Source organism: Bradyrhizobium sp. McL0616 (assembly GCF_049993385.1).
Taxonomy (GTDB): Bacteria; Pseudomonadota; Alphaproteobacteria; order Rhizobiales; family Xanthobacteraceae; genus Bradyrhizobium.
Window position 1 is genome coordinate 7,431,680 of sequence record NZ_CP188255.1, and the last position, 18,909, is coordinate 7,450,588.

Sequence of the window (18,909 nt, forward strand, 5' to 3'; positions counted from 1 at the left end):
CGGAACGATTCCGGCTGTGTCAATTTGAATCGGCGTGTTGTTGCACTGGAGTTCGTTGAGTGGCGTTTCAGCGGCGTAAACCGGCGGCAATCGGCGTCAAGGCGCCGTTCCCCGGATTCGTAGAACCGGCGTTGGCATCGTCGATCGAGAAGGTGCCGTCAGGCGCCAGATGGATCCACGAGATCAAGTTCGACGGCTACCGCGTCCAAGTCCACCTGGCGAACGAGGCCGCCAAGGTCTTCACTCGCCGCGGCCACGACTGGACCAACCGCTTCAAGAAGGTCGCGGACGAAGCCTGGCACATCAAGGCCGGCTCGGCCATCGTGGACGGAGAGATCGTGGTCCCGGCGGCCGACGGCACGACGGATTTCTCGGTCCTTCAGAACGAACTCAAAGGTAGCTCCACCATCATCGTCCTCGTCGCCTTCGACCTTCTCTATCTGAACGGTCGCGACTTTCGGAAGCTGCCGCTCTTTCAGCGCAAGGCCGAGTTGAAGAAAATTGTCGCCGGCACCGAGATTCAATTTAGCGAAAGCTTCGAGATCGAAGGTCGCGAGATGCTCGCGCACGCCTGCAAGGTGGGTCTGGAGGGCGTAGTGTCGAAGGTGCGCGACAGCACGTACGCCAGCGGTCGGGGCAACAACTGGGTCAAGAAGACCTGCGCGCAGCGCGAAACCTTGACCATCGCCGGTTTCGCTCTCGACGAAGGAAAGTGGGATGGAATCTATCTGGGCCGGCGCAAGGGTAGTGATTTGGTCTACGCCGGCAAGGTCGATCACGGCTTCGACAAGGTCTCGACGGCGGAACTCCGAAGGCGGCTTGAGCCGCTGGTTCGGAAGACACAGCCCTATGCCAAGCGTGTCACGCACAAGGGCGTCTGGGTCGAGCCGAAGCTGCTCGCCGAGATCGAGTACCGTGCGAAGTCTGCGGAAGGGAAGGTCCGGCATCCGTTCTTCAAGGGACTGCGTGAAGATCTGTGATCGCCGAGGGGGTTGCCTCGAACCAAATCGGCGATTTCGGATTGACCCGCATACACGAGGAGACCCGAATGTCCAACTTCGTTACCCTGCTTGTCGAAGACGACCCGCTGCAGCGGGAGATCATGTCCGACCTGCTTCGGGACGAAGGTTTCGAGGTCGTCGAGTGCGCCACGGCCGAAGCGGCGGAGCTCATCGTGACTTCGACCGGACCCGAATTGCAGGCGTTGGTCACCGATCAAAACCTGGCCGGCAACATGACTGGCTTGGATCTGGCGAGGTATGCGCGGGAGCGGCATCCACGGCTCAACATCATCGTGATGTCTGGCACCGTCGTCGGTCGCCTGCCGCCGCGAACGGTCTTCCTGCAGAAACCGTTCGTCCCCCGGGCGCTTCTCGACGCGGTCAGATACTGACGGGGGTCGGGCGGGCAAACGCTTGGCCCATCACATCGAGCAATCGCGCACCCCCGCGATCATTGGTGGGCGGGAGTCCACGATAAAAAGCGCCCCTTGTTCAATTGCGGCTGCTGGCCGCAACTGAGATTATTGAGTACTTTGCTAAGGAAAAGCGTTATCGCGCCTCCAAACATTTGTTGTATCGAACCGATCTCCGCAGGCGTACCTTTCAAGCATCACCGCACGGTCCGTGGCAAATATCGGTGATGAGAGCAGCGCTCCCGCCTTCCCCATATGGAAAGGAGCAGCGCCATGCAGAAGCGGCGTCGTTTCAAGCAAGTTACCTCGCTTCGGAAGCGTCTGGAGGAATTCGCCGCCGATTGCCGAAAGGCGGCCGGACAGATGCCGGCAGGATTAAACCAGGACGCCATGCTCAGGCGAGGTCGCCAAGCCGACACAGCAGCTCATCTTGATGACTGGTTGTCGTCACCCGGCCTTAAAACTCCAACATAGAATCGGACGGTGAGGGCGGATGTAACCCCACCGGAAGGCCCTCTTCGGGGGGCCTTCGTCGTTTTAAGGAACGTCCGCAGACCCCCGCCGTTTTCGATATATGGGCACGTATATTGCGGTTCTGATCGGCTCTTTTTTGATCGTCGCGATGGCGTGCTTCGCGTCGCGAAACAGTCGGCGAGCCACCGATGATAAATCCGAAATGCCGAATCTGCCATGGTTTAGGGTGGGTGTGCGAAAGCCACCCGGAACTTCCCTGGCAGGACGAGGTCGATGGGTGCCAATGCGGGGCGGCGATGAGGTGTGAGTGTCAGGACAACGATGAGGAAGAGCCTGTGATCCTGGAGATCACAGTGCGGTATCACTAGCGCTTCAGCGCTGGACCTCGGCTGCATGATGGGCATCAATCCCATTCGCATTCCGTCGGTGAACTCTATCACCGCACTGGGCGAAAAAATGGGCGGTGCGCGGGGGTGGCGTCTCTGCCGACCGGGTCTTGAACGGGACGGCGCTTCCGGAGATCACGCGCTATCGCCGGCAGTAGCGCCGCTAACGCGCGCCGCTTGTTGCCGCAGGCGCACGATCTCTCGCTCACGCCTCCGATTGTGAGGCATCACTTTACCAAACGACCGAGCTTGTGAGTTTCATTCGAGGAACTTACCGCGGAGCTGCGCATTTCTTGGGCATCAATGTCTCAAGGAGGGAAGCGATATGGCAGAAGGATTCGCACAGACGGCGACGGAAGAGCTCGTCGAACCGTCGGTTGCCGGCGTATCCTGGGCGGCGGTATTGGCGGGCGCCGCGGCCTCGCTCGCTATAACCCTCGTCCTGTTGTCCTTCGGCCTAGGCATGGGCTTCGCGGTGGTGTCGCCGTGGGGCAATTCCGGTGTGTCGGCAACGACGTTCAAGATCGGCACCGGTCTCTATTTCATCGTGATGGCGATGTTGTCGTCCTCGATCGGGGGCTATCTCGCCGGCCGTCTTCGGACGAAGTGGGTCGGCGTCCACACGACCGAGGTCCAGTTTAGGGACACGGCCCACGGCTTCCTGGCCTGGGCGGTCGCGTCCTTGCTCGGAGCGGTGTTGTTGGCCTCGCCCGCCAGCACGCTTCTCGGCAACGCCCTCGGCGGCGCCACCCAGGGCGCGGCAAGCGCAGCGAACTCCGGGCCGATAGCGGGTTACGTCGACACGCTGCTGCGTCCCAACGATCCGTCCGCACAGGCACAAGGACAATCCGATCCGCGGCCAGAGATGGTGCGTCTGCTGACCACCGACTTCCGTGCCGGAAGCGATGTGAACGCGAACGACAAGACCTACATCGCCAAAGTGGTTGCCGCGCGCACTGGTCTCAGCCAGGCCGATGCCGAGAAGCGCGTGAACGACGTCGTGACCCAAGCCAAGGCCGACCTCGATGCCGCTCGTAAGGCAGCGATGCAAACGGCCATTTGGTTGACGCTGTCGCTGTTCATCGGTGCATTTTCCGCGACCCTCGCCGCCATGGAAGGCGGCGGACTTCGGGACGGGACATGGGGAAAGAAACGCTACGCAACTGCTCAATCACCCCTGGCAACAAACTAAGGAGATAGAACCATGCCCATCCTTTTATGGCTCGTCGGAATTCCAATCCCGCTCATCATCCTGATCATGCTTCTGCGCTGAACGGGCATCCGCCACGCGGTCTTCAGCCGCGTGGCGGCCGCCTGTTCCAAGGGGCGGCCAGAGGTCGCTCGGCGCTAACCATCGATCCTTTCGGAGGGTACATGGCAAGACCGTCGCCCGAGGCCCGTCCGAGATCACTGCTGCACCCAAGCTTCATTGGCGCCGGGGCAACTCTGCTGATCGCCGGGCTGGCCACCGACATCATGTACTGGGACACATCGAATTGGCAGTGGGCCAACTCGTCATCGTGGCTGATTGCTGCCGGTCTGGTTCTGGCTCTCTTCGCCACGATGGCCCTGATCATCGATTTACTGACGGGCCGTGCGGGCCGCATCAATTGGATCTCCTTCTTACTCGTCGCGGCGGCCGCCCTTCTGTCTCTTCTGAACGTTTTCATCCATAGCCGCGATGCCTGGACCTCGGTCGTGCCGCAGGGGATCTCGCTCTCCGTGATTGTTACGATTCTGCTGCTTATGGCCGCCGTCCGTGGTTGGAAGGTGACCGCTGTTCGGACCTGCTCGACCGGAGACAGACCGTGACTCATGCATTGCTCAGAGCCTTGCCGGCCCTTTGCGCCTTGGTCGCGCTGACCGCCTGCGGCGATCAAGGCGGTGATCCGATGCGCCAATACGGGGCAGATCCTTATCTCCCTGAGCCTCAGAACTATCTGTTGCCGCCAATGAGCGTTCCCAGAGAGGTGGGCTGGAAACCGGGGGAGACGCCGACCGTGGCCGGTGGATTGAAAATTCAGGCGATGGCAACAGGCCTGTTGCACCCTCGCATCGTCTACCCTCTGCCGAACGGTGATATCCTGGTCGTCGAAGGTAACAGTCCGGGCACCACACCTTTCCGGCCCAAGGACTTCATCCAAGGCAAAGTGAAGGCAAGAGCTGGAACTGCCGGCAAGGGCGGCAATCGCATCACCCTGCTTCGCGATGCAGACGGCGACGGAAAGCCGGAGGAGCAAACGATCCTCGTCGACCATCTTCACTCGCCTTACGGCGTGACTTACGTGGACGGCACCCTCTACGTCGCCAACACCGACGCGATCATGGCGTTCAAATACTCGCTGGGGCAGACTCAGATCAAGGAGCCGGGTATCAAGCTTGCTGACCTTCCGGCGGGACCTATAGACCATCACTGGACCAAATCGATGGTCGCCAACGCGGATGGATCCAAGCTTTATGTCGGCGTCGGATCCAACAGCAACATTACCGAAAACGGCCTCGATGTCGAAGAAGGCCGGGCCGCAATCTACGAAGTCGATCGCCTGACCGGTGCCAAGCGCATTTATGCTTCGGGCACGCGTAACCCAACCAATCTCGCAATCGATCCGGAGACAGGCCGGCTGTTCGCAGTCGTGAACGAGCGGGACGAGATTGGTCCCGACCTGGTCCCGGACTACCTTACCATGGTGCAGGAGGGCGCCTTCTATGGCTGGCCTTACAGCTACTGGGGCGAGCACGTTGATGTAAGAGTCCATCCGCAGAGGCCTGACCTCGTGGCCAAAGCGGTCAAGCCCGACTACGGCCTGAGTTCGCATGTGGCAGCGCTTGGCCTTGCGTTCAGCCAAGGCGAGAAGCTCTCCCCCAAATTCAGCAACGGCGTCTTTGTCGGTGAGCACGGCAGCTGGGACCGTAGCCCGGTCAACGGCTATCAGGTCATTTTTGTGCCGTTGGTGAACGGCCGCCCTGAAGGCAAACCCGTCCCGGTCGTTACCGGATTTCTTGGCGACGACAACGGAACGGTGCGGGGGCGGCCCGTGGGCGTCGGGCTCGACCGCACAGGTGCACTGCTTGTCGCCGACGATACCGGGAACGCGGTGTGGCGCATCAGTTCGGTGAAGTCGGCGCAGTAGCCAGCGGGGTCTCCCATGCAGCGCGATCCGCGTGGCAAGACCACATGCATTGGGGTGTCGCGATGGCGCGCAAGGGCGGCGCCCGACCGGGTCTTGAACGCAATGTCCCTTCCGGAGATCACCCGCTACCTGCGCCAGAAGCGGCGCCTGACCGCCCGCGCGGCCTGATGCCGTCGGCGCGCGATTTTTCTCTGGAGGGAAATGTGGTGGCCGTCGCTTCCGATCGCCGTCACCGCTTCAGCAAGCCGACGCAAGATCACATCGTGCTGGTGGAAGGTCATGGTATCGAAGGAGACGCCCACGCCGGTGCGTTCGTCCGGCACCGTTATCTCGCGCGTCGCCAGCCGCGGCTCCCCAATCTGCGGCAGGTTCACCTGATTTCCTCCGAGCTCTTTGCGTCCCTCGCGGATGCCGGCTTCAAGGTCGGGCCGGGAGAGCTCGGAGAAAACATCACAACTGCCTGCCTGGAGCTTGAGCGGATGCCCCTGGGGACGCTTATCGAACTTGGACCGGCGGCAATCGTAGAGCTGACGGGCCTCCGGACGCCCTGCGTGCTCATCGACCGCTTCCAAGCCGGCCTGAAAAGGCAAGTGCTCTCGTCGGCGGAAACGAGCCCTCCATTCAAATGCGGCGTGCTGGGCGTGGTACGGGTCGGAGGAGCGGTCGCGACGGGCGACAGCGCTCGGGTTCGGCTTCCCTCGTCCTTCCGCGACTTGCCGGCTCTGTGAGGATCGCCGACGCGCTCGTCACCGACATAAAGCTTCCCGGTCCCGTTGACGGACGGCAGGTGGCAGAGCGCTGTCGAGAGCATTACCCGCACTTGCCCGTAGTCTAGGGACCGGTTTCTCGCCCGTGTCGCCACGGCCGGTCCTGGGCGGTCTGTGCTTCAGAAACCTTATCATCCAGACGATGTCGTCAAGGCCGTAGAAGAACTCACCGATGCGGCGCGAAGCCGCCGGGCTCAACTAGACTAAATGAAATGCTCGGCTTTCGGCTTCTTCGCCGGGTCAACGTCGCGGCGGGATGAAGCCGCTATCCGCGAGGAACTCCGACTCGGCACTTGCCGTTGAACTTCGCATGGAAAACCAGGAAAAAGCGCGCTCAGAATCGAGATATAGCGGATGGAGCCTCGCTGCAGCGCTCGGTCTGCTGGCGACAGCGGTACTGATCGACCGCGTCGCGCCTTTGCAGAATGGCAACGCCCCGATCTCAACCAAGGAAAAGCGCGACGCATCCTCGGCCGGACTTGCGACGGAGGGCGGGGATCGAGGTCGGCACGCCTCATCACCCGCCGAGATACCGGCGAAAGGTTGGAAAGACATTCTGTTGCGCGTTTACGGCAACATCGGCGATCACCGCATTTTGGCCCTGGCCGCCGGCATGACCTACTACAGCATTCTGGCGATCTTCCCTGCTCTCGCGGCTCTCGTCTCGATTTACGGATTCTTTTCCGACCCCGGCAGCATTGCGAAGCACCTCGACGAGATATCCGGGTTCGTTCCGGCCGGCGCCATCGACATCGCGCGCGAGCAGCTCACGCGAGTGGCGACGAAGGGCGACCGTACGCTCGGACTAACATTCGTGGTCGGGCTGCTGATCTCCCTGTGGAGTGCGAACGCCGCGATGAAGTCTCTGTTCGACACGCTAAATATCGTCTACGGCGAGCAGGAAAAGCGAGGCTTTCTAAGGCTCAACGTCATTTCACTGTCGTTTACCGTGGCCGCCATCACGTTCGTCCTGATTGCCCTCGGGGCCGTCGTAGCCGTACCGGTCGTCCTTAACTACGTATGGCTCTCGGATATCGCCGAGCACGCCATCCGGTGGGCAAGATGGCCCGTCCTGTTCTTCGCGGTCGTAATCGGCCTCGCCTGCGTCTACCGGTTCGGGCCCAGCCGCGAAGCCCCGCGCTGGAGATGGCTGACATGGGGCAGCGTCGTCGCCACGCTTCTGTGGCTCGTCGCCTCAGCTTTGTTCTCATTCTATGCGGCCAACTTCGGCACGTTCAACGAGACATACGGATCCTTGGGCGCGGCGATAGGCTTCATGACTTGGCTCTGGATCTCGGCCATTGCGATATTGCTGGGGGCTGAGCTGAATGCCGAGATGGAGCATCAAACCGCCCGAGACACCACGACCGGCGCGCCGAAGCCGATGGGCGCCCGGGGGGCGAAGATGGCCGATACTGTCGGGGCCGCTCGCGCCTGACGAACAGCCGGCCGCCGTTGTGGCGCGCGAGCAATTCCGAACGATCGTCGCGCGTATTTGACGAGCGCCGAATCCTCGACGCTGAGATGCGGTAGTCCCCTCTCGCCTCGGGTCAAGCGACCGGCGTCGTGACAGACTCAAGAGACGTTCGCCCGAGCTCGCTCGCGTCCTTCGCGGCGACGCTCGCGGCGTTCGCGTCGCCGCTTTGCCCGCTCGGCGGCGCGCGGCAAAGGTGGCACGGAGGCTTGGTCTGTGTCAGCAACCATGACCGGCTGCTCGACGTCCTGACGCGCCTCCATGAATTCGAGCACGATCCGTCCCTTCTCGGTGATCCTCCAACCTCCGCTTTGGCGCTCGACCAGGCCTTGGGAAAAGACATCGAGATCGGGCACTCGCGCCGCCAGCCGTCTGGTGCGGTCGGCCCACTCCCGGCCGCTGGTGGCCAGGATTGCCATGTCGCGTTTGATGTCGTCCATCACCGCGAAGCCAGCCGATAACTCACAAGTATCTTCAACACCGTAACTTGGAAGTTCACACGACCCTCGACCTGTCAACGCCACATGGTCGGCGCCTGCGACAAAGCCTGGCGTCCGACCTGCCTGAGGCCTTCCGGCGAGACTTCCCCGCGGCTTGCAGCTTCGAGAATTCTCGCGGCCACGTGCGAACGCGCACCGGTCTCGCGTGACGAAATGCCTTCGCAAACTTCGTCGAGGACCGCGCGCAATAGCGCGGTGGTAGCCGTAACGAACATGAGGCGCCCCCAAGGCGGAAAAGCTCTAGAGTAGCCAAGTTTTCCCGAAATGCGGATCGTTTTGAGGGTCAGCAAATCTGACCTTCCAAGCCGGAAAGGGTGTGCCGCAAGTCCGACCGGATGGTGCGCGAACATACGGATGATCGTTGGGCGCGCGCGGCTTCCGCAGCCGCGAAATGCCCGGATCCGCTCGCTCCAGCTGCGTAAAAAGCCGCCCTAGCAAATCTGCCAAAGACGGCTCTCAACAAGACATACGACCCGGTTTAGTCCTGCTCTTTGATGATCGTCTTTTCGCGTGGTTCGTCGTGCTCCTTCTTGATGACCGTCGTGCGGTCGGCCGGCTCACGCTCTTTGACCACCGTGGTCGTCCTGTCACGGTCGTAGTCGCGGTGAGACTCGCCGGTAGTCACGCCCGCGCCGACGGGACCGACGTGAACTCCGACTTCGTCTGCGAAGGCAGGGGTAGCGAGGGTAACAACAGCGGCAATTGCCAAAGCGTATTTCATCGTGTGTTCTCCATGATCGATCTTTTGGAAATTCGGCGGATTGCCAAATGTTCCCGGCGGACCGGCTTTGGCGGCCGTGAGCCCGTTGGACCAGGAGCAGCTAATCGGACGTCTTCGAGACATCGTCGATCGCCTTCGCGAGAGCATCGATTTGAAACGGCTTTTGCAGCGCAGGATAATCGTAAAATTCATCCGGCAAACCGGCGAAGCCGTATCCGGTGGCGAAGATGATAGGGCAATTGCGCGCCTTGATCATCTGGGCGACGGGCGTAACCTTCACACCGTTGACGTTCACATCGAGAATCGCGAGTTCGAAGTCGGCCGATGCAGCGTTGGGCAGAGCTTCGTCGATAGCGCCGGCCTCCGCAATCACGCGGTCGCCCAGTTCTGCGAGCATATCCGAGACAATCATCCTGATCAGGACATCGTCCTCGACCAGAAATATTGAAACGTGTCGGTTCATTGGCGTCCTCAATCTAAAAAGTGACTGCTCTAACGAGCTGCCCGAGGCAATCATGCACGACTACGGCGACCGCTGGGTCGCGACCATGTCCGCCGAGATCGAGAAGTACCCGCGCTTCTACATCCCCGCTCTCGGAAAGCCTGCCGCGCCGTATCGCGTCCAGCGCCGGACCGCCGAGCAGATCGCCGCCGACGATGCGGCCAAGGTGGCGCGGAAGGTCTCGCGCGCGAGGCGGGCCACCCAAATCACCGCTTCTTCGGCTTGATCTTCGCGAGATGCATCTCGATCTCCTCCCGCAACGTGATGACGTTGCCGGCGCCGTCGACGGAGAACGACATGTTCTTGTAGAAATAGACGGCCCGATCGTCGCCGCGTTCGACGACCTCTAGCTTCGGCAGACTGACCTTCATCTCGGTGATGCCGCGCTCGCGCAACATCCGGAACGCCTGGTGCGAGGTGAATGTCATCTCTACTCCTTCAGCTCGGCGAACATCCTGCCCGCCGTCTCGCTAATTTGTCCGCCGCCTTGTGCATGCGGGCGGTCGAGCAGCGCGTCTGCCACCTTGCGATAGACGTCATCGCTGACGATCCGGTCGCCGCGCACGATGAACGACAGCAGCTGCTGCGATACGCCGGCCGCCGCCGCAAGTTGCGTCAGGCCGCGCAGGCCGAACGCCGTCTCGGTGGCGGCTTTGATGCGGGCGGCGCGCGGAGAGAGCTCAACCATGCCCCATCTCAACGATTTCGAGCTCTACCCATTCCTTGGCGACCGCGTCCCAACGGTGGGTCTGCTTCCAGCCGACGTAGCGGGCCTTCTGGACGCGTATCTCGTCGCGGACGTTCTTGATCTCATGGTCGCGCTTGGCGCGGTCGTGTTCCTTCAGCCTGTCGAAGTCGTAAATGCTGAAGAGGGCGTCCGAGCCCGGGTGGGCGGCCTTGGTGGCAGCGAAGTTGTTGCGAGTGATGTCGGTCCATAGGCTCGGCCAGCGACCGTATCGGTCGCGCTGGCCGCCGCTCTTGTCCGCGAAGCGCCGGCTGGGCCGCGAAGGCCATCAAGGAGGACGCCGCGCTGCTCAACGCAGAGCTGATTCGGCGCGAGATCCGCGAGCGCAGATACAAGAAGGCCCCAGCGTGATGCCGGGGCCGTCTTGCTCATGAGGGTATCGGTGGTTTACCCGCCCGGAGTCGGAAGGTGACTGCAGGACGCACGCGCCATCGTTTTTCGACTGCAGTCTGCCCGCGCGATCGCGCTGGGCACGCTTGACGGACACGCACTTGTAGCCCATTTCGATCATGGCATCGACCTGCGCCAGGATCTGTTCCTTGAAAAGCGTTCCGACGATGATCTCGTTGCAGAAGCCGTCCAACATGCGGTTGGCATCGACGACGACGATCTTGTCGGGCGCGCCCAAGTTCTCTTTCTCGATTAAGGCCATGATCGCCGCGAGCGGAATCCTAACGACGATTCCATCTTCGTCCAGCTTCGCTTCGAATTGAGTGCCAGCCATCTCTACTCCTCCAGTTCGCGCAGCATCTTGCTCGCGATCATTTCGATTTTTCCGGCCGACTCGTACATGCGAGTGGCCTCTTTGAATAACGCCCAGACAATCTTGCGGTACACGTCGTCGGTCACTTCGCGGTCGCCGGCGACTATGAACGACAGCAACTGCTTCGAGACGCCGGCGACCTCCGCGAGCCTCGAAAGGCCGCGCGTGCCGTAGGCCGCCTCTGATGCGGCTTTGATGCGGGCGCCGCGGGGCGAGAGCTTGGCCATCAGCTCCTCTGCGCCAGCATGTCGTCGCCACGCGGCTCGATGACGCCGAGCTCGCGGACCGAGTCCGCGCCGTCGTCGTAGACGTGCTCGGCCTCGAGCGCGAACATCTGCTCGATCTCCGTCGTGCCGCCGGGAATTCTCTCGATTTCGTTGTTCAGCATCTCGATGACATCGTCGACGAACGCATCCTCGTCGACGACTTCGAACTCTCCGCCGACGCCCGCGTTAACGAGCTCGATCAGACGCGCAACGGGAAGCCGGAAAACGATATCCGAGCCCTCAAGCACTAACTTCGAAGCAGCCATTGTAACCTCCAGGCCCGACGCCACGGAAGGCGTCCTCACGGCCCCGAGCCCGGTAGGCCATCACTGGCCGCCGGGCGTGAGATCGATGTCGGTGACGTCTAGGCGCCGGACACTTCGGAACAGGGCACGTACCACTTGATGTGTCCGATGCCGCCGCGCGCCAGTCGACAATCGCGGAGAGCGCGCATGTAGGTGAGGTTCGCCTCGCTCGGCAGGATCAAGCCGTTCGCGACCGCGCGGTCGGCAATGGCCTTCGCGAGGGCGACGATGCCGCCGATCGTGCGGGGCGTGACGCGAAGGGTGAGGTACTGCTGCCTTGAGGTGTGGGATCCGGAGATTCCGACACCCTCACTTTTCCACAGCCCCCGACGCGCGCAACGCAAGGAACGTTGGCTGAATTGCCACGTTTTCCCGATGCCCTTACCCAAGGGCGCTCGCTAGCCCCAGCTCGCTCTGACCCCAACTGAGCTGGGGCTTTTTTTCCTTTTGGATGATCTGGCGTCCCCTGCGCGACTACACACCATGAGCTGGCGAGAGATACCGCATATTCGAGACGTCCTTCTCGCCATCCTCGCGGGCTATTTGGCTTGGAACATCACACTAGCAATCAGGTTCTTTTTCGGCGGTTGAGGTGGCCGGCCTACTTGTCGGTGATCACGGCCCCGCGCCGACTATCGCCGTGACGACGCCAGCAGCCAGCACTGCGTAGAACGTGATTTCGGACCAGCCCATGTTTTTACTCAAGGCGGCCTTACTCCCCGAGCTGGCGGCGCTCGGTCGCCCTTCCATCTTAGTGTCTCTGGATTGGCTCAAACCGAGCAATCTTGGTTGCGCCTTCCCAAAGCTCTACAGCATGGCCGTTTACTAGCTGTTTGGCCCTGTCCCTTGCGGCCGTTTCGTCTAGCGCTTCAATGTCGATTCGAAGCGCTATGTGACCGTCTGCGTCGATTATGTAAGCCCGAAACCCCCGCATTCTCCGCTCCAAAGCGCCGCACGTTACGAAGCGAGAACGATTTTAGAGTCTCTCTAAAAACACGTCAAAAGAAATTAGGCCACCGTGATTTTCAAACTAGGCCACTGAGGTAGGTAGCAGGCAAGTACCCGGGCACGAATAAGAACGTTGCAGGAAATAAGGCCGCTACAGATCCCTGCGGCCCGCGCCGCGACGTTCCGCATGATCGGCGCGACGGGTGAAGGTAGATTGATATTTGATATTGCGGGAACTTTCGGCAATTCGATACGTTCGCGTTGAGGTCGCCCCGCCTTTCGTGGGTTATCACGTCCCTCGAGTCCGAGAAGCTATCGTTTGAACCGGGAATTAAAGGAATTCCGCAGGCTCGAACGGGCTTGCAGAGACCAGGCGCAAGCATGAGCGCGAGGGTCTTCTCAAGGTGGCCGAGGATTACCGGAAAGCTATCGAGTCGCTGCAACGAATGTCCGACGCTGGCCGTCCCTCGGCCCCAGCATCGAGCCGGGGGGCATGATGATGCTGGGGCCTCCGGACAGGCTGTGTCTCGTGGGACCGAGACAGTCACCGCAAGCCATAAGCCTGCCGCCAACGGGACGTTCCTATTTGCGTTACAGGCCGGCGGAAGCTGAAGATCGATCAATGAAAGAGGCGCCCGCTGCGGCGACCCTAGTCTGGCTTCTCGATCCGGCCTTTGTAGTCGGCCAGATGGTCCCATTGGGTGGCCATCTTTAGGAGGGTCTCGCGCTCTTGCTGGTCGTGTGTCTCGGCTGCAAGGCGTCGGCAGTGATCGGCGCTTTCCCGATACTCAGTCGATGTCGGCAACGCCCTTACTCCCAGACTTCCTTGCGGCAGGCGTCGCAGAAAAAGATCGGCACCGACCTGTTGTTTTTGACGTCCAGGATCGACGTCATGAAGCGAGTTGGCTTGCTGCAATTTGAGCAGTCAGGTGGATGATTGTCGCGCTTTGGCGGCTGTTGCTGATCTTCCACGGCACTCCAATGCATCGGATCGTGGATATAACAAAAGTTAAGTTGTTCCCAAATCAAATCAGGCCACGAGGGGTTAAAGCCCGCGAAATTTCAGCTGGCGTCGAATCGTGCGCTGAGTGATAACTCGACGATCTCGGAAAGTCGGGGCGCGTGAGCACCCTGTACTTGGGTGGAAGGCCCGCTAACTAGCCAGCCCCGGCGGTGCCTTTCCTCACCAATCAGGTTAAGGACGTCGCAGGTTTCATTTTCGGAACTGGCGAAAAAGGAGTCGCGTCGGGAATGATGCTCGGTTAAGAGGTCGTTACCGGGGCTGGCTTCATATTTCACTTAGATCTTTTTCACCCGGATTTTTTTGACCATGGCGCGGGCCGCAGCACACTCAATCGCTGCGGCCTTCTTCTTTTATGGGGACGCGGCGCACCCCGACGCGACCGCAGGTTTTGAGCTCCCAATACATCCGCTCCCTGGCAGGAACTTCGGGATCGCTCCGTCGTTGCCTGTTTTTCCCGACGGACGGCAGTATGAAGATTCCCTTCCTAAACCCTTCTAAACGGCTATCAGACACAGAAATTGAAATGGCGATGGAGCTATTGCGAAAGCTGAGGCTGGAGGTCGCGACGGCTGAGATTGAGGCTGAACTTTCTCGGGTCGCGTCGAACATTCGAGTTTTAAAGCCACGAAACGCTGGGAAGAAAAACAACTGACCACATACCGTCCGGCAGTCTCGGCGCCAGACTCGTGCGGGAGAGAGTTGGGTTTGGCGAGATAAGAAAGCTGGGCGGTGACTGCCTTGGAATATCGGACGTTTAGTGCATGAAGTTCAAGCTGTTCTGTTTCTTTGCCATTGTCGGACTCGGCTTGATTTGTTTGACCTACATCGCAGCGTCCGATCCTGAGGTTCTCGCGCTGGTAGGCAGCATCGACGTTCTATTTATCGTCGCGTCTGGCTTTGCCGCGCTTTGGTGTATTTCTACATAGCGATAAAGGCCCGGCCTGCGAGCGTCGCGCGCGGGTCCGAACGCGTGCGCATTTACCCTACCGCTCAAGCTTAATTCCGGAGTTCAGTTGCGCGCCTCGGCGGTCTGAGTAGGTTGGCGTTACCGGACATTGCCCCCGACACCCCAGTCCGGGATTACCCCAACGGAGCCGGCGAGCGATCATACTCCGCTCGTCGGCTTTGTTTCTCAAACCGAAGCAATACGGCAGCACGCGGATCGTTCAATGTCCATGGGTGTCGAAGATCTCGAGATGCTTCGCTTGATCAAAGCATTTCAGAAAATAAGGAACCAGGGCACGCGCCGCGCTCTGGTGTTGCTAATCGAGGAAACAGCGCAGAAAGAGGCAAGCCTGCCCGAGCCGCCGAAGAATTCCGTAGAACAGCTTTCCCACGTAGCGTTGCTACACCACGGCTCTCGCCAGCGGTCATTGGCCTCAGGAACATCTAGATCAGCCGTCCATTAATCCGTGCAGCCCGAGGACGGTAGAATGCCGGCGTTATGAGCGTGATCAACGAACTTTCCAAGGCCACTAAGACCAATGAAAGGCGCGAGGGAAAGTTGAGTCACGCGGAGGCAGCAAGCATCGCCCAGCGGCCGAGAATGCGCCGCTGGCCCGCCCGCACCATTTGGGCCATTGCGTGCGTAGTGGCAATGCTTGGATGGATGAGCGCGCTAGCGTGGGTTTTCTGGAAGATCCTGAACTGGTTCGCAATGCTCGGGTGAGACGGCGGCCCGCCTTCAGAACCAAATTTGCGAAAGCTTGCCGCCCTCATTGCGAAATTGCGTGTACTGCTTGCACACTATCTCGTGCAAACTTTCGAGGTCGGGCGGGTCGTTCGCCTTCTTTCCACCGTTTCAAAATTCGGGTTTCAATGCCGAACTCTCGCACCGTGGTGAGTTGGACAAAGCCGCCAACATCCTGCGGTCGCAGACGTCCTTGCTGATCGACAAGCGCGACGGCGCGGCGGTCGTCGAATTCGAGTTGCAGGCGAGCGAAGTCGCCCGCCAAATCCGGCGACAATGGAGAGTAAAACGTTCCGGTGATATCGTAAGGCTTCCACGGGTGAAGACCGTAGGCCGCGTTCAAGTCGCTGGTGCCAAGTACGAAGCCCGCCGGACCGCGGCTTTCTGACCAGCCGGTCGACGATCTCGCAGCCGTACAACGCATCCGCGCCAAAGTGTGCTTTCAGCAGCGGTCGCTGCGCGTCGAATGTCGGCTGAATAATGGACGCGATGTTATTGCGCAGATCGTCATAAGAGAGAGAGATCCGGCAGAGATCAATTCCCAGCAAATGCCCATTGCGGGACGCGTGCCACGCACGGCAACGGCCACACCAAGATGAGGCAGCGGCAGGACTTTATGCTTAACCGAGTGCGGCGCTCCATCGCGCGAATTCAGGCCGTCCGTGACGAGGTGGACGCAATTGCACAAGACGACCAAATTAGCCGCGGTCATAGTCCCCCCTGGAAATGGAGACGCCGCGCGAAACGGCCGTGGTGATCAGGAACGTGGTAACGGCAACGGCAACCGATCCGGCGACTGCGTCGATGCCGACGAACGTCAGGACAGCGATGGAAATCGGATCTTGCGTCATTTGAACCGGCCGGCCGAACCCGGCCTGGCCCATCTGCATGACGCGATGTTCGGAGATGGTCGGAAACAGAGCGTCGTCGAGCACTGACCACACGAACGCAACGTGATTTGCTTCAATGAAGCTCACACCAGTTTCGTTGCGGCCGACGAACCACCCGCGCTTTCGGCAAACGACGGTGGCAAGAACTCTTTGACCGTTGTACTCGGTCCAGATCATGCCGACGTCGCCGATCTGCGCCGCGTGCGGGTCGCCATCGCGAACAGCAGCGACAAACGCCGTCTGTGCATGCGCCCGCTTGGCAGCCCTCCACTCCGCGGACCGGGGCCGCAGTACACATCGCGCCGAGTGCAATCGGGGCGGAGGCCACAAATCTAAGGATTGTCGGCTTTGAGCGGGCCCTGGAAGACGCTGGAAAGGGATCGCGAATTGACCGCATTGAAGCATACAGATCGGGCGAAGACCTCGCAGCATCGAAGCGATAGCTATTGAAGCGAGTGGAAATGGAGAGGGTGCGGTGACTCGTCCTGACTCCTTTTCCTATGCACCGCGCGGCATGTCACGCGACGAAGCTGCCCGTTATGTCGGAATCGGCACCCCAAATTTGACGAGATGGTCGCCGACGGCCGGATGCCCAAGCCGAAGAAAATCGACGGACGGGTGATTTGGGACCGGCTGCGCATCGAGGCGGCCTTTACCGACCTTCCGAACGTGGAAAACGCTGTGAACCCGCTGGACCGCATGTTCGATGCGCCATGACACAGCCGTCATTCCCTCCGCGCCTGCTATCCGGCACAGACGCCGCAAGCTATTGCGGGATTACACTAAATACATGGTCGAAGTGGGTGGCCGCCGGTTTGATGCCTAAGCCTGCGATCGGCCGTCGCTGGGACAAAAAAGCCATCGACCTGGCATTAGACAAGGCGTCAGGATTAGTCGCGGCATCGAGCGTTCCGGAGGAGGACCCAGTCACCGCGTGGGAACGAGGCTATGAGGCGCGTAAAGCTGCTCCCGCGGGGGCGGATTATCCCCGACAGCGCTATCGCTGGGAAGACGAGACGACTTCGACGCAGCATGGCCAGATCACATAGCTGAGCACACTGCTCTCTATGCTCGACAGGCCCCGGGCAGCACGGAGCAACTGCGGCAACGACTCTGGAATATTTGGAAAGACCTTAAGGGCGCTGCGCCAGCTCCGATCAACAAGAAAAAGCGCTCGCCGTAGCGGTCGCGGCGTCTATTTCTTGGAGATCGTCGCCTTTAATCCAGCTTCGATCAATTGACGGATTGCGTCCGAGACGTTGGAAATGGGACGCTGCTTGGCGCGCCACTTTGAGTAGATTAGGCGGAGGGCGGCTTCAAGGACGGCTTATCTCCGTCTAACCAGTCTTGCTCTTCCGCCAAAGCGCGCCATGCCGCTTCCATTCGCTTGAACCGATTTCTGTCCGGCTCATCTTCAGCCGCTTCAGCCATCTGAGCGCAGTTGGCGGCGTTCAATCGGTATTGGTCGGCCGTCGTCATTTCTTCACCATCGGCTGATCAAGGCGAGCCCCGCGAAACTCTGTCGGCCCCTTGGTTAGCCGTCGTCGGCGCTGGGCCTGTTCTTCCGGCAGTGCAGCGGGATCGATAATCTTTTCGATCACCTTTGTGGCGAGCTCCTGAGCGCGCAACTTCCGGTCGGGCTTGCTGGCGGCGGTCCGCGCGGGCGTCTTTACGGTAAGCCCGATCTCGACCAGCCGGCGGATGGCCTCGGAACGGCTTAGCTCGCGCGCCTCACCCCAGGCATCAACCTCCGCTGTTACGTCGGCAGGCAGACGAACAGCGCTTACGGGATCCACCCCGCCAGCCTTCTTTGGCCGGCCCCGCGATTTTTTGTTTACGGAAATTGATCTCTTCATAATTTTAGTTTACAAGAATTCGAGCCGAGACGGAAGCAGCAACTTCCACTCGGCTCTAACCTCGACCACAAAGGACGGAAATCCAAATGACCCAGGCTGACCGCGTGCATAGCACGCCACCCCTAAACACGTCTGCATTCCGACAACCCGAACAACCGCCACGCGCTATAGCGAAGCCCCGGATTCGTTTTATCCCACTCCGCCACCAGACAGCCTGTAACGGGAGAACGCGCCAGCGAGACCCCTATGCCCGTCCAGCGCCTATCCGCTTCGGCAGGCTTCAAGGCCAACGCGGGAGACCCGCAATGAGAAACATCATCGCATTCCCCGGCAACCGTCCGGCCTCGAACATCTGCGAGCCGCACAATCCGTCATTCGATCACGACCCGGCGCGGTGGCGGTCGCCAAGCTATAAATCCTCCGGCCACCTGAACATGCACACCTTCTCGTTCCGGAGCTACGATCTCAGCCTCCTTCAAACGATGCGCATGTCCCTTCGCGAGATTGCGAAATACGGCAAGCACGGGCCGACGTGATGAGGCGCCGGCGCAGACGGCACAGGAAGCGCGACCGGCAACGGCTGATTACGCACCGCCGTCGATTGAAGAGGTAAAAACTCAGGAAGGGCCGCCCATCAAGGCGGCCCTTCATCATTGGAAAGCTGTTGTCGCTCCCGCCTAGTCGATCACCGATTTGGTCCGGGCTGAGGCGCGGCAATGCCGTTGGAGATTCCGGTTCTTGCGTCGGTATTGCCTGTTTTCGGGTTAGTATTTGCGCCTGCCCCCGTGGTCGGGGCACCGGCCGCTCCCCCGCCGGACGAAGATGTTCCCGAACCTGTCGTACCTGCTGATAACGCCGCGCCGCCTGTGCCAGCGCCGGCTCCGGCGCCGCCCGGTCCACCTGCCTGCGCGTGCGCGAAACCGATCGACGCACCAGCGAGCAGCGCACAGATGGCCATCGAGAAAATTGTCTTTCGCATGTTCCAACTCCGTTTGACGTTGTGGTTATCAAGCGAAGTCGCGTGCGAACGTTCCTAAGGAGAAGCCCGACATG

Annotated in this window: 27 protein-coding genes and 2 pseudogenes; 14 read left to right on the forward strand and 15 right to left on the reverse strand. The window is 60.6% G+C overall.

The annotated features are described in order from the left end of the window. Positions 1 to 59 precede the first annotated feature (59 nt). The 8 genes from ligD (at position 60) to ACPPVR_RS35710 (ending at position 7,610) form a co-directional block, all read left to right on the forward strand. Positions 60 to 980: a non-homologous end-joining DNA ligase gene (gene ligD / locus ACPPVR_RS35675; protein ID WP_426611186.1), complete on the forward strand. Its 921-nt coding sequence runs from the start codon at positions 60 to 62 to the stop codon at positions 978 to 980. 68 nt (positions 981 to 1,048) lie between these two features. Further along, positions 1,049 to 1,393: a response regulator gene (locus tag ACPPVR_RS35680; RefSeq protein ID WP_426611187.1), complete on the forward strand. Its 345-nt coding sequence runs from the start codon at positions 1,049 to 1,051 to the stop codon at positions 1,391 to 1,393. A gap of 294 nt (positions 1,394 to 1,687) precedes the next feature. After that, positions 1,688 to 1,888, forward strand: coding sequence for a hypothetical protein (locus ACPPVR_RS35685; protein WP_426611188.1), 201 nt, complete (start codon positions 1,688 to 1,690; stop codon positions 1,886 to 1,888). A gap of 711 nt (positions 1,889 to 2,599) precedes the next feature. Further along, positions 2,600 to 3,466, forward strand: a complete 867-nt coding sequence (locus ACPPVR_RS35690; protein WP_426611189.1) for a hypothetical protein — start codon at positions 2,600 to 2,602, stop codon at positions 3,464 to 3,466. 182 nt (positions 3,467 to 3,648) lie between these two features. Beyond that, on the forward strand, positions 3,649 to 4,086 hold the full coding sequence (locus ACPPVR_RS35695; protein ID WP_426611190.1) for a DUF2231 domain-containing protein: 438 nt from the start codon (positions 3,649 to 3,651) through the stop codon (positions 4,084 to 4,086). Next, the gene (locus ACPPVR_RS35700) at positions 4,083 to 5,405 is read left to right on the forward strand and encodes a PQQ-dependent sugar dehydrogenase (protein ID WP_426611191.1); all 1,323 of its coding nucleotides are present in this window, start codon (positions 4,083 to 4,085) and stop codon (positions 5,403 to 5,405) included. The genes ACPPVR_RS35695 and ACPPVR_RS35700 overlap by 4 nt, the downstream gene beginning before the upstream one ends. A 167-nt stretch (positions 5,406 to 5,572) precedes the next feature. Beyond that, on the forward strand, positions 5,573 to 6,133 hold the full coding sequence (locus ACPPVR_RS35705; RefSeq protein WP_426611192.1) for an MOSC domain-containing protein: 561 nt from the start codon (positions 5,573 to 5,575) through the stop codon (positions 6,131 to 6,133). Positions 6,134 to 6,482: 349 nt separating this feature from the next. Then, on the forward strand, positions 6,483 to 7,610 hold the full coding sequence (locus ACPPVR_RS35710) for a YihY/virulence factor BrkB family protein (RefSeq protein ID WP_426611193.1): 1,128 nt from the start codon (positions 6,483 to 6,485) through the stop codon (positions 7,608 to 7,610). 137 nt (positions 7,611 to 7,747) lie between these two features. Here the strand turns inward: ACPPVR_RS35710 and ACPPVR_RS35715 are convergent. From ACPPVR_RS35715 to ACPPVR_RS35730, 4 genes and pseudogenes are all read right to left on the reverse strand, one after another. Then, a pseudogene (locus ACPPVR_RS35715) lies at positions 7,748 to 8,145 on the reverse strand (hypothetical protein). Positions 8,146 to 8,160: 15 nt separating this feature from the next. Then, positions 8,161 to 8,361 carry a hypothetical protein gene (locus ACPPVR_RS35720; RefSeq protein ID WP_426611194.1) on the reverse strand — a complete coding sequence of 67 codons (201 nt, stop codon included), beginning with the start codon at positions 8,359 to 8,361 and terminating at the stop codon, positions 8,161 to 8,163. Between the two features lie 263 nt (positions 8,362 to 8,624). Then, on the reverse strand, positions 8,625 to 8,867 hold the full coding sequence (locus ACPPVR_RS35725) for a hypothetical protein (RefSeq protein ID WP_426611195.1): 243 nt from the start codon (positions 8,865 to 8,867) through the stop codon (positions 8,625 to 8,627). 100 nt (positions 8,868 to 8,967) lie between these two features. Beyond that, entirely contained in the window at positions 8,968 to 9,330 is a 363-nt protein-coding gene (locus ACPPVR_RS35730) for a response regulator (protein ID WP_426616251.1), read from the reverse strand. Between the two features lie 52 nt (positions 9,331 to 9,382). On the opposite strand from ACPPVR_RS35730, the gene ACPPVR_RS35735 reads away from it, so the two are divergent. Further along, positions 9,383 to 9,595 (forward strand): hypothetical protein, encoded by a 213-nt coding sequence (locus ACPPVR_RS35735; protein WP_426611196.1) that lies wholly within the window; start codon positions 9,383 to 9,385, stop codon positions 9,593 to 9,595. Here the strand turns inward: ACPPVR_RS35735 and ACPPVR_RS35740 are convergent. Further along, positions 9,576 to 9,797, reverse strand: a complete 222-nt coding sequence (locus tag ACPPVR_RS35740) for a hypothetical protein (RefSeq protein WP_426611197.1) — start codon at positions 9,795 to 9,797, stop codon at positions 9,576 to 9,578. The genes ACPPVR_RS35735 and ACPPVR_RS35740 overlap by 20 nt on opposite strands. 2 nt (positions 9,798 to 9,799) lie before the next feature. Next, positions 9,800 to 10,057: a helix-turn-helix domain-containing protein gene (locus tag ACPPVR_RS35745; RefSeq protein WP_426611198.1), complete on the reverse strand. Its 258-nt coding sequence runs from the start codon at positions 10,055 to 10,057 to the stop codon at positions 9,800 to 9,802. Here ACPPVR_RS35745 and ACPPVR_RS35750 point away from each other — a divergent pair. Then, positions 10,056 to 10,307, forward strand: coding sequence for a hypothetical protein (locus tag ACPPVR_RS35750; RefSeq protein ID WP_426611199.1), 252 nt, complete (start codon positions 10,056 to 10,058; stop codon positions 10,305 to 10,307). The two genes, ACPPVR_RS35745 and ACPPVR_RS35750, sit on opposite strands and share 2 nt — an antisense overlap. 96 nt (positions 10,308 to 10,403) lie before the next feature. Here ACPPVR_RS35750 and ACPPVR_RS35755 read toward each other — a convergent pair whose 3' ends face one another. The 5 genes from ACPPVR_RS35755 to ACPPVR_RS35775 all read right to left on the reverse strand — a co-directional run bounded on the left by ACPPVR_RS35755 (position 10,404) and on the right by ACPPVR_RS35775 (position 13,312). Next, on the reverse strand, positions 10,404 to 10,838 hold the full coding sequence (locus ACPPVR_RS35755; protein ID WP_426611200.1) for a hypothetical protein: 435 nt from the start codon (positions 10,836 to 10,838) through the stop codon (positions 10,404 to 10,406). Between the two features lie 2 nt (positions 10,839 to 10,840). Further along, positions 10,841 to 11,104 (reverse strand): hypothetical protein, encoded by a 264-nt coding sequence (locus ACPPVR_RS35760; RefSeq protein WP_426611201.1) that lies wholly within the window; start codon positions 11,102 to 11,104, stop codon positions 10,841 to 10,843. Further along, positions 11,104 to 11,409 (reverse strand): hypothetical protein, encoded by a 306-nt coding sequence (locus tag ACPPVR_RS35765; protein WP_426611202.1) that lies wholly within the window; start codon positions 11,407 to 11,409, stop codon positions 11,104 to 11,106. The genes ACPPVR_RS35760 and ACPPVR_RS35765 overlap by 1 nt, the downstream gene beginning before the upstream one ends. A 98-nt stretch (positions 11,410 to 11,507) precedes the next feature. Further along, entirely contained in the window at positions 11,508 to 11,837 is a 330-nt protein-coding gene (locus ACPPVR_RS35770) for a hypothetical protein (RefSeq protein WP_426611203.1), read from the reverse strand. 1,208 nt (positions 11,838 to 13,045) lie between these two features. Then, positions 13,046 to 13,312 (reverse strand): hypothetical protein, encoded by a 267-nt coding sequence (locus ACPPVR_RS35775; RefSeq protein WP_426611204.1) that lies wholly within the window; start codon positions 13,310 to 13,312, stop codon positions 13,046 to 13,048. 869 nt (positions 13,313 to 14,181) lie between these two features. On the opposite strand from ACPPVR_RS35775, the gene ACPPVR_RS35780 reads away from it, so the two are divergent. Beyond that, on the forward strand, positions 14,182 to 14,346 hold the full coding sequence (locus ACPPVR_RS35780; protein ID WP_426611205.1) for a hypothetical protein: 165 nt from the start codon (positions 14,182 to 14,184) through the stop codon (positions 14,344 to 14,346). A gap of 518 nt (positions 14,347 to 14,864) precedes the next feature. Then, entirely contained in the window at positions 14,865 to 15,089 is a 225-nt protein-coding gene (locus ACPPVR_RS35785; protein WP_426611206.1) for a hypothetical protein, read from the forward strand. A gap of 46 nt (positions 15,090 to 15,135) precedes the next feature. On the opposite strand, the gene ACPPVR_RS35790 is transcribed toward ACPPVR_RS35785, so the two are convergent. Together ACPPVR_RS35790 and ACPPVR_RS35795 are read right to left on the reverse strand one after the other, a co-directional pair. Then, complete coding sequence (locus ACPPVR_RS35790) at positions 15,136 to 15,453, reverse strand: hypothetical protein (RefSeq protein ID WP_426611207.1); 318 nt, start codon at positions 15,451 to 15,453, stop codon at positions 15,136 to 15,138. Between the two features lie 355 nt (positions 15,454 to 15,808). Next, positions 15,809 to 16,177: a hypothetical protein gene (locus ACPPVR_RS35795; protein ID WP_426611208.1), complete on the reverse strand. Its 369-nt coding sequence runs from the start codon at positions 16,175 to 16,177 to the stop codon at positions 15,809 to 15,811. A 337-nt stretch (positions 16,178 to 16,514) separates the two neighbouring features. Between ACPPVR_RS35795 and ACPPVR_RS35800 the strand changes: the two are divergent. Continuing rightward, positions 16,515 to 16,717, forward strand: a pseudogene (locus tag ACPPVR_RS35800) (hypothetical protein). Between the two features lie 582 nt (positions 16,718 to 17,299). Here the strand turns inward: ACPPVR_RS35800 and ACPPVR_RS35805 are convergent. Further along, a complete protein-coding gene (locus ACPPVR_RS35805) occupies positions 17,300 to 17,479 on the reverse strand; it encodes a hypothetical protein (RefSeq protein WP_426611209.1) in 180 nt (59 codons plus the stop codon). Next, entirely contained in the window at positions 17,476 to 17,796 is a 321-nt protein-coding gene (locus ACPPVR_RS35810; protein ID WP_426611210.1) for a ribbon-helix-helix protein, CopG family, read from the reverse strand. Before ACPPVR_RS35810 ends, ACPPVR_RS35805 begins: the two co-directional genes overlap by 4 nt. 365 nt (positions 17,797 to 18,161) lie before the next feature. Between ACPPVR_RS35810 and ACPPVR_RS35815 the strand changes: the two genes are divergently transcribed. Continuing rightward, positions 18,162 to 18,392 carry a hypothetical protein gene (locus ACPPVR_RS35815; protein WP_426611211.1) on the forward strand — a complete coding sequence of 77 codons (231 nt, stop codon included), beginning with the start codon at positions 18,162 to 18,164 and terminating at the stop codon, positions 18,390 to 18,392. The last annotated feature ends 517 nt before the right edge of the window (positions 18,393 to 18,909 follow it).